Below are 14043 nucleotides of genomic sequence, written 5' to 3'. Positions count from 1 at the left end.
CCGACCTACAAGAACTGCCAAGGACCCGGCTCCATGCCCTTCAAACCCTCACTGATCGCTCTGGCGCTGCTCACCGGCAGCGCCCAGGCCGCCGATGTGCCGGCCGATGTCCGTGCGCTGCACGAGCGGCTGCTGGTACTCGACAGCCACCTCGACACCCCCATGCAACTGGCGCGGCCCGGCTGGGACATCAGCCAGCGTCATCGCTACGCCGACGACCTGTCCCAGGTCGACCTGCCGCGCATGCGCGAGGGCGGGCTGGATGGCGGCTTCTTCGCCGTGTTCACGCCCCAGGGCCCGCGTACGGCGGAAGGGCGCACCCTGGCCAGCGAACATGGCCTGGCGGTGATCACCCGCATCCGCGACATGGTCGCCGCGCGGCCCGATGAATTCGCCCTGGCCACGCGGGCGGATGAGGTGCCCGGCATCGTCGCCTCGGGGCGCCGCGTGGTGCTGATCAGCATGGAGAACGCCGAGCCCCTGGCCGCCGACCCGGGCCGTCTGGCCACCTACCAGCGCCTGGGGCTGCGCATGCTCGGCCTGGTGCACGCGCAGAACAATTCATTCGCCGACTCGGCCACCGCGCTGCCGGAATGGCACGGCCTCAGCCCGGTGGGGCGCGAGCTGGTGGGGGAGGCCAACCGGCTGGGGATTCTCATCGATGTGTCCCATTCCTCCGACGCGGTGTTCGACCAGGTGCTGGCGCTGTCCCGCGCGCCGGTGATCGCCTCCCACTCCGGCGCCCGCGCCATCGGCCCGCACCCGCGCAACCTCGACGACGCCCGCCTGCACAAACTCGCCGAAAAGGGCGGGGTGGTGCAGGTCAACAGCTACCCCAGCGACCTGGTCCCGCGCCCGCCGAACCCCGAGCGCGACAAGGCCCTCGGCCCGCTGTACCGCGAGTTCCGCCTGGCCGCCAGCCTCTCCCCGGAGCAGGTGGCCGACCTCGCCCGGCGCATCCGCGAGGCCGATGCCCGCTACCCGTTGCCGCCCACGCGCATGGACGACTTCATGGCGCACCTGCTGCACATCCTCGACGTGGTCGGCCCGCAACACGTCGGCATCGGCGCCGACTGGGACGGTGGCGGCGGCGTGGAAGGACTGCGCGACGTCAGCGACCTGCCACGCATCAGCAAACGCCTGCTCGTCGCCGGTTACAGCGAGCAGGACCTCGCTGCCATCTGGGGGGGAAATCTATTGCGAGTACTGGCCGCTGCCGAAGCTGCCGGAACTGCTCCTTAGGATGGGGCGGGCGGCATCTCCGTGAGGTACGAACGTCGCCGATGGGTTTCGCTGCGCTCTACGCCATCCTACGGCTGCCCTCAAGGCGGCCGGTGACGAGACGGTAGCCCGGGCTTCAGCCCGTAGGTTGGTGCCGAGCGCAGCGAGGCCTGGGCCTGGTCATGTTGGGCTTCGTACTTCGTAGGATGGGTAGAGGTACGAAACCCATGCTGACGTCGCTGATGGGTTTCGCTTCGCTCTACGCCATCCTACGAGGGAGCGCGCCAGCCTCGGCAACTCAATCCATCACCACATGGGGCAGGAAGCGGCTGGTGTCCTTGGTGATGAGGCTGTCGTCCTCGCGGATGCCCATGCCGGAGGCGGTGTCGCCCACGATCCAGGAGCCGATCAGGGTGTAGCTGTCGCCGAAGCGGGGCAGGGGAGAGAACTGCTGGAGGATGTAGGGGGCATCGGTGTAGGGGCCGTCCTGCACCACCACTTCGTCCTGCGGGGTGCGGATCTCGATGTTGGCGCCCTCGCGGGAGAAGAAGGGTTTGCGCACCCAGCCCTTGGGTACCGGCGCGCGCGGGTCGGCGTCCACTTGCGAGGGCAGCAGGTTGGGGTGGCCTTCGTTGAATTTCCACAGCAGCGGCAGGATGCCCTTGTTGCTGATGATGGACTTCCAGGCCGGTTCGACGAACTGGGTGTCGCACCCCGGCACGGCTTTGCCGAAGGCCTCGCTGAAGATGTGCTCCCAGGCGTGCAGCTTGAACAGGCGGGGAATCCACTGCCCCTGCAGGTCGACGAAGCGCCCGTCGCCGGTGAGGCCGATGTCCTCGATGTCGATGTGCCGCGCGTCGATGCCGGCCAGGCGCGCCATCTGCGCGAGGAAGTCGGTGGTGCCCCGGTCTTCCACCGAGCCGGAGATGGCGGAAAAGTGGAAGGGGATTTCCTTACCGAAGGTGCCGAACGCGCGGATCAGGTCCTCGGCCAGGGTGTTGAACTGGTCGGCCTCGGCGGGCAGCACGCCACGGCGTATCTGGTCTTCCAGCCAAAGCAATTGAACCGAGGCGCATTCGAGCAGGGAGGTGGGCGTGTCGGCGTTGATCTCCAGCAGCTTGGCCGGGCCCGTGCCGTCGTAGCTGAAGTCCATGCGGCCGTAGAGGTGCGGGTGCCCCTCCCGCCAGGAGGTGCGGATCAGATCGAAGAACGCCGGAGGTATCGCCAGGCCGGTGAGCAGCTCCTCGCTCGCCACCACGCGTTCGACCACGTCGAGGCACATTTCGTGCAGCTCGCGGGTGGGTTGTTCGATATCGCGGGTCACCTGCTCACGGGTGAACAGGTAGTAGCCGCGCTCGTCCCAGTAGCGTTCGCCGTCGATGGTGTGGAACAGGAAGCCTTCACCCTCGACCTGTGCCTGCCAGCCCGGACGCTCTTCGATGCTGATCTTCTTCATGAGCGGTGTTTAGCCCCCGAATCCCGAGCCGCCGGTCTTGCCACCCCAGCCGCCGCGGGCGTTGGCCTGAGAGCCGAAACCGCCGCGGGAGATGGTGGAGGCCACCGCCGAGCCGCTGGTGCTCGCTTTGCTGCTCAGGCTCTTGCCCAGGGTCTGCTGGGTGTAGGTCGAGGTCGGGCTGTTGCGGGCCTGGTTGGAGCGGCTGAAGGTCTTGCCCTGTTCGATCTGCCGGGACAGCGTGGAGGTGCTGTAGCTACCCCGGGCATCGCGGTAGCGGTAGATCGGCTGGGAGTAGTAGTGGTTGCCGCCGTTGCCCAGCATCTGGCCGATGAGGATGCCGGTGACCAGGCCGTTGTCGCTGTGGCCGGTGCTGTGCACCACCTGCTGCTCGGCCTGTTCGTAGGTGCTGCGGGACACCTCGTTGGTCATCGACAGCTCGAAGCCGGCCAGGCGCGGCATGAACTTGCCGCCCGAGGTGGGCTGGCAGTAGTCGGGCACGAAGTCGGCGTCGCATGCGGCCTGGCTGTCGTAGGTGGGGGCGATCAGCTTGTGGTCGGCCATGGCGGTCATGTAGGCGTCCGAGCAGACGTCGACCGGGAACTTGTCGGCCACGCAGGCCTGCACGTTCTTGAAGGTCTTGGTGGCGGTGATCTGCATCGTGTCCTGCGGGTCGTTGCACCCCGCCAACGCCAGCGGCAGGCTGCCGGCGAGCACCAGCTGGATGGAATTGCGCTTTCTCATAAAGGTCTCCTTGCGCTGCCGGTGATCAGGTCGAAGGGGTCATGCAGGCGGAGTTGAGCAGGCCGATGCTGATGGCCACGGCGCCGGAGTAGATGGCGGCGGCATGTTCGCCACGGGCGATGCGGCCGGGCAGGTCCTTGAGCACCAGGCTGGTGACGAAGAACGCCAGCAGCTGGACGATGGCGGCGATCACTACCCAGACCACGAAATCGAGGACGCTGACGCTGTAGGTGATGATGTTGCTGGCCGGCAGGGCGAAGCCGATCAGCGAACCCGCCAGGGCGATGGCGGCCGCGCTGTTGCCTTCGCGGATCAGGGCGAACTCGCGGTGCGGCGTAACGCGGGTGTAGATGAACTGGAACAGGGCGAACAGCGCCGCCGCGACCAGGATGTAGATGACGAAGCCGATGACGGCGGTGGAGTTGAGCGACATGCGGAGCGCGTCGAGCATGGTGGATCTTCCTTGGTCAGAGAACTTGGATGTCGGTGATCTGCAGTGTCACGCCCACGGCGGTGGTCAGGGCGATGGCACCTTCTTCGTCTTCCTCCACCGAGAAGAGCAGGAACTCCCTCCGGTTGAGCAAGCCGATCTCGCGGGCGTAGAGCATGCTTTGATGCTCGACGCCGTAGCTGGCGTCTGGGCTGACGACGTATTCGTGCAAGGGCACCAGTTCGGTCTGGCCATCCTCGCTGCCCCACTGGCGGCCGTATTCCTCGCCCTCCAGCTCGTAGACCTGCATGCCGATGCGCGCGTTGGGCCCGGCGAGGCGCAGCAGCTCCTCACGGCTGGCGATGGGGGTGACCTGGTGGTAACCGAACAGGATCACCGCCTCGATATCGCTGTCCTGCGGGCCGTTCATGATCACCTGCAGGAAGTAATCCTCATTGTCCAGGTAGTAGCGCTTGATCCGCGTGGACTGGCCGAGCTCGATGGTGCCGACGGCCCAGATCTTCTCGTCGCCGGGGAGGGTGACGTGGGATTGGCCTTCGAGCAGCGTCGCCAGCGAAGGGTCCAGGCAGAGCATGCGGCCAGACGCCAGCCCCAGGGGGCGGCTGTCACTGGGGTGGCGGCGCGCGTCGGCCGAGGGCAGCGGCGGCTCCAGGCCCAGCCAGCGCTTGAGTTTGCTCATAGTGCGTTCTCCTCTAGGCGTTCACTGGCGATGTAGAAGATTTCCCCACCGCGGATTTCCAGCGCGTTGGCGGGGTTGATCTCGAAGCGGCTGGAGCCTGAGGCGCGGTAGCCGATGAGGGTGGCGTCGTGGTCCTGGCGCAGGCGGATGTACAGCTCGCCGCAGGTACCACTGAAACCCTCGGGCAGTACATGGCGGAACTGGGTGGCGCCGTCGCCGACGCACAGCAGCTCGGTGACCACGGCGCTGGAGCCCGGGTCCTGGGAGGCGCGCACCAGCATCTCGATGGCCATGTTGGAGGTGCACTCCAGCTCGGGGGCGTAGCGGCGGGCGAGGGCGGCGCGCTCGGAGTCGTTGAAGTGCGCGACCACATGGGCGCGCGTGCCGATCGCCTTGATGGTGAGGACGATGGCCAGGGTCAGGCTGTCGGAGCGGGTGTGCACAAGGATGCGCTCGGCGTTCTCGATGCCGGCGCGGCGCAGCAGCACGGGGTTGTCCAGCGAATCACCACGGACGAAGGAGGCGCGCCCGGGCAGAGGGTTTTCCTCGATCAGCGCGTCGCAGATCACCAGGCTGTCGTCCCGCGTGGCCTCGTCCTGGTACAGCAGCTCGACGATGCGCTCGCTGGCTTCGCCTTCCCAGCCGATGAGGACGGTGTGGCCCTTGAGGTTGGAGTAGTCGCCCAGGCCTTTCATGTTCTTTCTCCAGAGTTCGCCGACCGAAGCCGATGCCTTGCCGATGACCGCAGTGAGCAGGGCGATGCCGCCCAGCATGATCCACAGTGCCGTGACGAGTTTGCCGAAGGCGCTCTTGGGGGAGAGGTCGCCATAGCCCACGGTCGTCGCGGTGGTGAAATAGAAATAGGTGAAGTCCTGCCCTTGCAGCAGGTGCTGCTCACCGGCCAGCGCCAGGAGCAGGTAGGACGCCAGGTAGTGGATGGCCAGCAGCGAGCCGATGCCGGCCCAGCCGAAGCGCTGGAAGAAGGCCGAGGTTTGGTGCCGCAACAGCAAGATCAGCGACATGGAATCAACTCCATTGATCCTTTTCGAGTGGTTCAGGGGGGCGGGGTCAGTGGGCGGTTTCGAGGAGCGACTTCGAGTGCATCAGCCAGGCGACGATGCAACCGGCGACGGCTCCGGCGATATGCGATTCCACCGATATCCCCGGGGTGGGGATGAAGCCGAAGACCAGGCCGCTGTAGCCGGCGAGGGCCACCAGGGCGACCAGCAGGCTGGCGATGCTGCGCTGGTACCAAGCGCGGGCCAACAGGTAGGTCCAGAGCCCGAAGATCAGGCCGCTGGCGCCGATGTGCAGACTGTTGCGGGCGAACAGCCAGACCATGCCGCCGCCGAGGATGCTCACCAGCAGGGCCACGCGGACATAACGCCCGAGCCCCTCGGTGGACACCAACCAGCTGAGGATCATGAAGGGTGGCAGGTTGCTCAGCAAATGAGCGAAGGAACCGTGCAGGAAGGGCGCGAAGATCAGCCCCTGGAGCCCGCTGAGGGTGCGCGGGAGGATGCCATGGTGGACCAGGCTGTTGGCGGTGAGGGTATTGATCACCTGGACCACGGCCATGATCGCCGCCAGTGCCAGGATGACCCTGAGTCGCTTGCCTGTTTCCATCTGCGTTCCCCGAACTCCATTTGCGGGTAGGTGGTGGGCAGGCGACCGAGGTCGCCTGCCGGGCGCGGATTCTACTGCGATCCGTCCGGGGTTTGCTTGGCTTTCAAGCGGGCCAGTACATCGGCACCGCTGCCGCTCTGGGCGCCGATGCCGGCTTCCTGCAGGCGACGCTCCAGGTCACCACCGTTGGCAGCGGTCTGCAGCTCTTCGGCGGCGGCCAGACGGGCATCCTGCTCATCCTGGCGCTGGCGTAGGCGGTTGAGGCTGTCCAGGGCGGACTCGACCTTGCCGTTGGCGCCACCGGTGGCTTCGGCGGTGGCGACGCGGGCTTTTTGCACCACTTCGCGGGCCTTGGCCATTTCGATCTGCTGCTTCAGGCTCTTGAGCTGGCCTTCGGCCTTGTTGACCTGGGCGTGGAGGAGGTCGGCCTGCTTGCCGAACTGCTCGGACTGGTTGCGCTCCTGGTCACGCTGGGCCTCGATCTCGGCGATGCGGTTGGCGCATTCCAGGGCCAGGCCTTCTTCGCCCTTGTTCAGGGCCGAGGTGGCCTTGGCTTCCCAGTTGGCGACGTCGCCGTTGAGGCTTTCCAGGCGTTGCTGCGACAGTTTCTGCTTGGCCTTGATGTCCACCAGGCCGTTCTTGGCCTGCAGCACCGCGCGGTCGGCGTCACGCATTTCCTGCTCGAGGATGCGGATGGCGTTGGCGTCGACGATGGCTTCGCCGACTTCGGAGGCGCCGCCACGAACGGCGGTGATGATCTTCTTCCAAATACTCATGAAAACTTCTCCTTGAATGGATTCGGTCAAGCCTTGAAGTGGTCTTCGAAGGCTTCGACGGCGCGGATCACGTTTTCCGCCAGGGTGTAGATTTCCTGGACGATGACGGTAAGCGACGAGGCGGCGCTGAGGGCGCCGAACATGGAGTACACCTCCTGGCCGTCGATAACCTCGACGCCGACCGAGGACAGCGGGAACAGGTCCCGGGTACGCAGCACCAGTGCGTTGAACTCCTTTGCATCCTCCACCAGGTCAAGCGGCACCAGGGTGGCGTCGACCATGATGTGGTCACCCTCGACTGCCAGGTAGATCGGCAGGTCGCCGTACTCGCTCATGGTCAGCCTGAGCCCGGCCTGCTCGCCGTCGATGACGCTCAGCAGGATCTCGCCAGACGCCACCAGGGCCAGTTCGGCGAGGGCGTTGTGCAGCGAGCTGAGGGTCCAGTTGCTGTTCTCGGTCATGTAGTCCTCCAGTTTGACTCGGCCACCCAGGAAGGGCTGCCGTAAAGCTCTCTCGATGCCCTTCAGGGCGTTCACGTTCTCGGGAAGGATCCAGAACTCACGTTTCACCAGTCCCGCTTCGCGGAGCCGGTTGCGCATATCCCGGACGTAGTCGGCCGAAGACTTGCCGGTGCTTCCGGTGGTCTTCTTGCCTGCTTTGTCCGTCGTGGTCTTGCGAGGCATCTGCATTCCTCCTCAAGGGTGTGGCGAGCAAATTACTGCGATTTTCGTCGGCGCGCAATTACTTACATGAAAGATTTTTTCATCTTTCATGTAAGGGAGATATTTGGATTCCGAAGTGCCAGGAATGACCCCGTAGGATGGGTAGAGCGTGGCGAAACCCATGCTGCAATTTGCAGGCGTGTGCCGGTGTTGATGGGTATCTCTGCGCTCAACGCCATCCTACGGGCGCCATCCCATTCCGCAGCTCCCACCTAGCCAACCCCGCGCTGCCCGTGCCCTGTGGCGTGCGGGCATGATGTTTCAAGATGATTATGCGTTTTGTGCAGTATGCGAATCTTAAAACATGAAACATTTTAATATTTGCATATGCTCAAAATGTATTTCTCTTATCAAATTCGGCCCCATAGGATGGCTCCACATAGAGCTATTTCGTAGCTCGACAGCATTGATTGATAACCGGATGCGATATCCGGCAGCAGCCAGGGAAGGGCGCCATCGGGCGATCCGTGCCCGGTGGAAGGGAATCAAGGAGAGTGCCTGCAATGCCTTTGACCAGACGACAGCTCATCGCCCGTATCGGTGCCGTGGGGTGCTACCGGGCCGCCACGGCGGCCATGGGCATGCTCGGGGTGATGAGCCCGGCCCTGGGCGCCAGCCAGGAGAATTACGCGGCACTGCAGCCGGCCAGCGGCCTGGGGCAGGGCGCCAGCGTCACCGTGGTCGGCGCCGGCATCGGCGGCCTGGTGGCGGCTTATGAGCTGCGCAAGGCCGGTTTCGCCGTGACCCTGCTGGAGGCCCGCGAGCGGGTCGGCGGGCGCAACTGGACGCTGCGCAAGGGCGATCGCGTCGAGTACACCGACGGCACCACCCAGGTCGCCGAGTTCGACGAAGGCTTCTACTTCAACGCCGGCCCCGCACGCCTGCCCAGCCACCACCAGCTGATGCTCGGCTACTGCCGCGAGCTGGGCGTGGAGCTGGAGGTGCTGGTGAACACCAGCCGCAACGCACTGGTGCGCCCGGACCTGTCCGCGCCGCCGATGCAGATCCGCCAGGCGGTGAACGACAGCCGTGGCCACATCGCCGAGCTGCTGGCCAAGGCGGTCAACCGCCAGGCCCTGGACCAGGAGCTGAACGCAGCCGACCGGCAGAACCTGCTGGGCTTCCTCAAGACCTGGGGCGACCTGTCGGAGAAGCTCGACTACCTCGGCTCGGCGCGCTCCGGCTACAAGGTCTGGCCCGGCGCCGGTGACCAGCTGGCGCAGAAGAACGAGCCGCTACCGCTGCGCACGCTGCTCAATCCGGCCCTGGGCACCGCGCTGATGATCGACGAATACCCGGAGTTCTCGCCCACCATGTTCCAGCCGGTGGGCGGCATGGACCGCATCCCGGCGGCCTTCCAGCGCCACCTGCAGCCGTCCCTGCGCCTGGGTGCGGAGGTGCGCTCCATCCGCAACCACGAGGACCGCGTGGAGATCGGCTACCGCGACCGCCGCAGCGGCCGCGAGCAGCAGGTGACCAGCGACTACGCGGTGATCGCGCTGCCGCTGCCGCTGCTGGCCAGGATCGACAGCAACTTCACCGCGCCGGTGCGCCAGGCGATCTCGGCTGTGCAGTTCGGCTACGCCAACAAGGTGGCCTGGCAGTCGCGGCGCTTCTGGGAGACCGACTACCAGATCTACGGCGGGCTTTCCTTCCTCAACCAGGAGGCCTCCGGGCTCTGGTACCCCAGCGGTGGCTTCAACCAGGCCGAGGGCATCCTCATCGCCGCGTACAACAACGGCGAGGTGGCGCGCAAATTCGGCGACAAGGGCATCGACGAGCAGATCGCCCTGTCGCGCCAGGCCGTGGAGCTGCTGCACCCCGGCCATGGGCAGGACCTGCGCAAGCCGCTGGCCATCGCCTGGAACCGCATTCCCCACAGCCTCGGCCCCTGGATCAGCCACGAGGTGGCGGAGCCGGACTACGGCCTGCTCAACCAGGCCCAGGGCCGCGTGCACCTGACCAGCGACGGCCTCGCCCACAGCGGCGTGGGCATCTGGCAGGAGGCCGCCGCCGGCGCTGCCCGGCGCGTGGTGCGGAATATCTTCGAGCGTGCGCAAGGCACGTCGCAACACCGGCAAACGGCCTGAACCACGCCGCGCCGCATCCATAACCAGAACCTAGTTGCCAGGTAGCGGACCTCCGAGGCTGGCGTTGAAAACCTTGGAGCTTTCGCGATGCCTTTCAAACACGCCCTTCTGGGGTTGGGGGTCCTTTTCGCCGCCGCTGGCCACGCCGCGGAGATCGAGCGGGTGCCGTCGACCTATCCCAACTCGCCGATCCTGCAATCGGCGACCCTGCCGGCCGGCACGGCGCTGACCTTCGTCTCCGGCATCCTCCCGGACCCGGCCGACCCCAAGGCCGCCAAGGATGACCTGCGCGCCGCCGGCGACACCGAGGCGCAGACCATCGCCGTGCTGCGCAAGGTGGAGGCCGCCCTGGCGCCGCGCGGCCTCGACCTGGGTGATGTGGTGCAACTGCGGGTGTACCTGGTGGGCGACCCGAAGCTCGATGGGCGCATGGACTTCGAGGGCCTGCAGCGCGGCTTCCGGCAGTTCTTCGGCAGCGAGAAGCAGCCGCTGAAGCCGACCCGCACCACGGTGCAGGTGGCCGGGCTGGTGTTGCCCGGCGCGCTGATCGAGGTCGAGGCGGTGGCCGCCAAGGCCCGCTGACCCACTCCCTCCCCATTGAACGAGCCAGATGCGGCCGGGTTGCGGTCGCCTACAGGAAGTCCCGTGATGCGTAACGCCTTCAGCAAGACCTTCTCGCTTTCCCCGATCAGCGCCGCGCTGCTTCTCGCCCTGGGCGGCGAGGCCGTGGCCGCCAGCGACCCGACCCTGTCCACGGTGGTGGTGACCGGCGTGCGCGGCAGCCAGCAGCGCACCGTGACCGACAGCCCAGCGCCGGTGGACGTGATCTCCGGCGAGCAACTGAAAACCAGCGGCCAGAACGGCCTCAAGGACATGCTCACGCGCCTGCTGCCGTCCTTCAACGCGCCCACCATCAACGGCGGTGGCACCGCCTTCCTGGTGCGCGGCATCAGCATGCGCGGCCTGGGCGGTGACCAGGTGCTGATCCTGGTGAACGGCAAGCGCCGCCACAACACCGCGATGATCAACAACAACGCCCGGGTCGGCACCGCCGCCGTGCCGGTGGACCTGGACCTGATCCCCACCGCCGCCATCGAGCGCATCGAAGTGCTGCGTGACGGCGCCGCCGCCCAGTACGGCTCCGACGCCATCGCCGGGGTGATCAACATCATCCTCAAGAAGGACGCGGAAGGGATCACCTCGGACAGCTCCCTCGGCCAGTACTACAGCAGCGACGGCACCACCGGTCACGAGGCGGCCGACTTCGGCTTCGGCCTGGGGGAGGGCGGCTTCTTCAACCTCTCCTTCGACGCCAAGGTGCAGGAACCCTACGACCGCGCCGGCGCCGTGCGCGGCAACTTCGGCACCCTCGCCAACGGCCAGCCGGACCCGCGCATCACCCAGCGCCACGGCTGGGGCGAGGAATACGGCCTGGGCCGCGACCGCACCTACAGCAGCGCCTACAACCTGGAGCTGCCCCTGGGCGAGGACCTCAAGCTCTACTCCTTCTCCACCCTGAGCTACCGCGACGGCAAGAAAGTGCTCGGCCACCGCGCGCCCACCGACATCACCGCCACCAACTGGCTGCCCAACGCGCCGTACCCCAAGGGCGGCCAGGCCACCCGCGAAGTGGAGGAGACCGACTACCAGTTCCTCGGCGGCATCAAGGGCCTGGCCGCCGACTGGGACTGGGACCTCTCCACCACCTACGGCCGCGACAAGGCCAAGCTCTACACCGACAACAACATCAACCTCTCCAACGACCCGCTGCGAAGCCAGCGCCGCTTCCACCTGACCGACGAGATCTTCGACCAGTGGACCACCAACCTGGACTTCAGCCGCGCCCTGGACATCGGCTGGAGCAGCCCGCTGGAAACCTCCTTCGGCATCGAATACCGCTGGGAGAAGTATGAGCTCACCGAGGGTGAACCCAACTCCTACAACTACGGCAGCTACGTGATCCCCAGCGGCCCCACCGCCGGCACGCGGCCGGACCCGGGCCTGTTCTCGGTCAACGGCACCACCCCCGAGGACGCCGGCGACATGATCCGCCACAGCGGCGCCGCCTATGTGGACTTCGGCCTCAACATCACGCCGGAGTGGTACACCGCCTTCGCCCTGCGCCACGAGAAGTACAACCAGGACATTGGCGAAACCACCAGCGGCAAGTTCACCACCCGCTACGAGTTCGCCCCCGGCTATGCGGTGCGGGCGGCGGTGAGCAACGGCTTCCGCGCGCCGTCCCTGGCGCAGAACGTGTTCTCCTCCACCAGCTCGGTGACCATCTTCGGCAGCGGCGGCTCCACCACCACCGCGCGCACCAAGCAGATGCGCCCCGGCTCGCCGGAAGCCATCGCCCTCGGTGCCGAGACCCTGGAGCCGGAAACCTCGCGCAACTACAGCCTGGGCTTCACCGCCGAACCCACCGACCGCCTGCGCCTGACCGCCGACTTCTACCTGATCGACATCGACGACCGCATCCTGCAGACCGGCGTGCTCACCGGCTCCGCGGTGTCGGCGATCCTGGTGGCCAACGGCCTGTCGCCGAACCTCTCCGGGCAGTACTTCGCCAACGCTGCCGACACCCGCACCAAGGGCGTCGACCTGGTGGCCGAGTACCGCCAGCCGCTGGACGAGTACGGCACCGTGCGCTGGAGCCTGGCCTACAACCACAACAAGACCACCATCCGCGACCTCGCCGAGACGCCGTCCGAGCTCTCCAGCCTGGGCGCCGGCTACGTGCTCTTCGACCGCCAGCAGCAGACCGACCTGACCAAGGCCACGCCCAAGGACAAGTGGATCCTCAACACCAACTACAAGGTGGACGACTGGACCCTGAACCTGACGCTGACCCGCTACGGCGAATACACCGAAGGCTCGAACATCCCGGCCAACGACCGCACCTACAGCGCCAAGTGGATCACCGATATCGACGTCGCCTACGACGTCACCCAGAACCTCACCGTGGCCCTGGGCGCCAACAACCTGTTCGACGAATACCCAGACAGCATCGGCATCGTGCCCTGGGCCGGCACCTACGAGTACGGCATGTTCTCGCCCTACGGCCTGGGTGGCGGCTACTACTACGGCCGCGTGAGCCTGGCGTTCTGATGATGGGCAAGGGCCGTGTGCTGATGGGCCTGCTGTGCCTGGCGCTGGGTTCTGCCCCCGCGCTGGGCGCCGAGGCGCTGCGGGTGTCGAGCCAGAAGAACTCGCTGAAGGTGCTGCTGCAGGCCGCCGGCGAGCTGGACGAGGTGCCGTACCCGATCGAGTTCGCCTCCTTCGGTGCGGCGGCACCCACGGCCGAGGCCCTCAGTGCCGGTGCTGTGGACATCGGCACCCTGGGCGTCGCGCCCTTCGTCTTCGCCGCCTCGGCCGGTGCCGGGCTGAAGACGGTGGGCGTGGTGCGCCTGAAGGTCACGCCCACGGCCGTGGCCATCGTGGTGCCCGAGGGCTCGCCCCTCACCGACGCGGTGTCCCTGGTGGGCAAGCGCATCACCACCACGCGGGGCTCCATCGGCCATTACCTGGCGCTGGCCGCCTTGCGTTCGGTGGGCCGCAGCGGGCGCGATGCGCAGTTCGTATTCCTGCAGCCGGGTGAGTCACGCAGCCTGCTGGCCAATGGCGAGGCGGATGCCTGGGCCACCTGGGACCCCTACACCAGCATGGTGCAGATGGAGGGCGGCACGCGGGTGCTGGTCAGTGGTGAGGGGCTGTTCGCCGGCAACATGTTGCTGGTGGCCAACCCGGCGGCGATCCGCGACAAGCCCGAGCAACTGCGGGACTTCCTCCAGCGTGTGGGCCGCGCCTGGGACTGGGCCAATGCCCATGTCGAGGAATTCTCGACGCTCCAGGCGCAGCAGAGCGGCCTGCCACTGGAGGTGCACCTGCGCTCCAACCGCTACTCGCAGCCCCGGCGGGTGGACGTGGACGAGGCCCTGGTCAAGGACCTGGCCGACACCGCGCGGTTGTACCAGGACGAGGGCGTGATCGGCCCGGGATTCGAAGCCGAAACCCAGGTGGATCGACAGTTCAACCGTGCCCGATAAATTGGCCGCAAACGCATTTCAAGTTGCTGTTTACAGCAACTTTGAACTGTAACTTTCATAATCTTCATGCGTGGCGTTAATAGTTGTTCTGGTTGATTTGAGATAACCCCGTATTAATTAGAAACAAAGTTTGGATGTTAGAGAAAATCGATATTTCACAAGCCTTTGGCGCTTGTTGAATATGCAAGTCAGGTGATCATTCGATCACGCATACATAACAGGCAGGGACGCC

Annotated in this window: 13 protein-coding genes; 5 read left to right on the top strand and 8 right to left on the bottom strand. The window is 66.2% G+C overall.

Features of this window, described 5'->3' with window-relative positions; genetic code table 11:
* The first annotated feature begins 33 nt into the window (after positions 1 to 33).
* Positions 34 to 1242, top strand: coding sequence for a dipeptidase (locus RTW82_RS10550; protein ID WP_316925048.1), 1209 nt, complete (start codon positions 34 to 36; stop codon positions 1240 to 1242).
* Between the two features lie 277 nt (positions 1243 to 1519).
* On the opposite strand, the gene RTW82_RS10545 is transcribed toward RTW82_RS10550, so the two are convergent.
* From RTW82_RS10545 to RTW82_RS10510, 8 genes are all read right to left on the bottom strand, one after another.
* Positions 1520 to 2677, bottom strand: coding sequence for a glutathionylspermidine synthase family protein (locus tag RTW82_RS10545; RefSeq protein WP_316925047.1), 1158 nt, complete (start codon positions 2675 to 2677; stop codon positions 1520 to 1522).
* A 9-nt stretch (positions 2678 to 2686) separates the two neighbouring features.
* Positions 2687 to 3418, bottom strand: a complete 732-nt coding sequence (locus RTW82_RS10540; protein WP_316925046.1) for a DUF1190 domain-containing protein — start codon at positions 3416 to 3418, stop codon at positions 2687 to 2689.
* 25 nt (positions 3419 to 3443) lie between these two features.
* Complete coding sequence (locus tag RTW82_RS10535; RefSeq protein WP_021221887.1) at positions 3444 to 3869, bottom strand: DUF350 domain-containing protein; 426 nt, start codon at positions 3867 to 3869, stop codon at positions 3444 to 3446.
* Positions 3870 to 3885: 16 nt separating this feature from the next.
* The gene (locus RTW82_RS10530; protein ID WP_021221888.1) at positions 3886 to 4548 is read right to left on the bottom strand and encodes a DUF2491 family protein; all 663 of its coding nucleotides are present in this window, start codon (positions 4546 to 4548) and stop codon (positions 3886 to 3888) included.
* A complete protein-coding gene (locus tag RTW82_RS10525) occupies positions 4545 to 5570 on the bottom strand; it encodes an ion channel (protein WP_271657709.1) in 1026 nt (341 codons plus the stop codon). Before RTW82_RS10525 ends, RTW82_RS10530 begins: the two co-directional genes overlap by 4 nt.
* Before the next feature lie 46 nt (positions 5571 to 5616).
* On the bottom strand, positions 5617 to 6174 hold the full coding sequence (locus tag RTW82_RS10520; protein WP_316925045.1) for a rhomboid family intramembrane serine protease: 558 nt from the start codon (positions 6172 to 6174) through the stop codon (positions 5617 to 5619).
* 71 nt (positions 6175 to 6245) lie between these two features.
* On the bottom strand, positions 6246 to 6950 hold the full coding sequence (locus RTW82_RS10515) for a PspA/IM30 family protein (protein WP_021221891.1): 705 nt from the start codon (positions 6948 to 6950) through the stop codon (positions 6246 to 6248).
* A 26-nt stretch (positions 6951 to 6976) separates the two neighbouring features.
* Entirely contained in the window at positions 6977 to 7633 is a 657-nt protein-coding gene (locus RTW82_RS10510; RefSeq protein WP_316925044.1) for a YjfI family protein, read from the bottom strand.
* A gap of 542 nt (positions 7634 to 8175) precedes the next feature.
* On the opposite strand from RTW82_RS10510, the gene RTW82_RS10505 reads away from it, so the two are divergent.
* From RTW82_RS10505 to RTW82_RS10490, 4 genes are all read left to right on the top strand, one after another.
* The gene (locus tag RTW82_RS10505) at positions 8176 to 9762 is read left to right on the top strand and encodes a flavin monoamine oxidase family protein (protein WP_316925043.1); all 1587 of its coding nucleotides are present in this window, start codon (positions 8176 to 8178) and stop codon (positions 9760 to 9762) included.
* A gap of 87 nt (positions 9763 to 9849) precedes the next feature.
* Positions 9850 to 10344, top strand: a complete 495-nt coding sequence (locus tag RTW82_RS10500) for a RidA family protein (protein WP_316925042.1) — start codon at positions 9850 to 9852, stop codon at positions 10342 to 10344.
* A 66-nt stretch (positions 10345 to 10410) separates the two neighbouring features.
* Positions 10411 to 12873: a TonB-dependent receptor gene (locus tag RTW82_RS10495; protein WP_316925041.1), complete on the top strand. Its 2463-nt coding sequence runs from the start codon at positions 10411 to 10413 to the stop codon at positions 12871 to 12873.
* Complete coding sequence (locus RTW82_RS10490) at positions 12873 to 13811, top strand: aliphatic sulfonate ABC transporter substrate-binding protein (protein WP_316925040.1); 939 nt, start codon at positions 12873 to 12875, stop codon at positions 13809 to 13811. Before RTW82_RS10495 ends, RTW82_RS10490 begins: the two co-directional genes overlap by 1 nt.
* Positions 13812 to 14043 lie beyond the last annotated feature (232 nt).

The organism is Pseudomonas sp. zfem005, from assembly GCF_032621735.1.
Lineage (GTDB): Bacteria > Pseudomonadota > Gammaproteobacteria > Pseudomonadales > Pseudomonadaceae > Metapseudomonas > Metapseudomonas solani.
The sequence above is the reverse complement of the archived record's forward strand: the minus strand, read 5'-3'. Positions and strand labels throughout refer to the sequence as shown.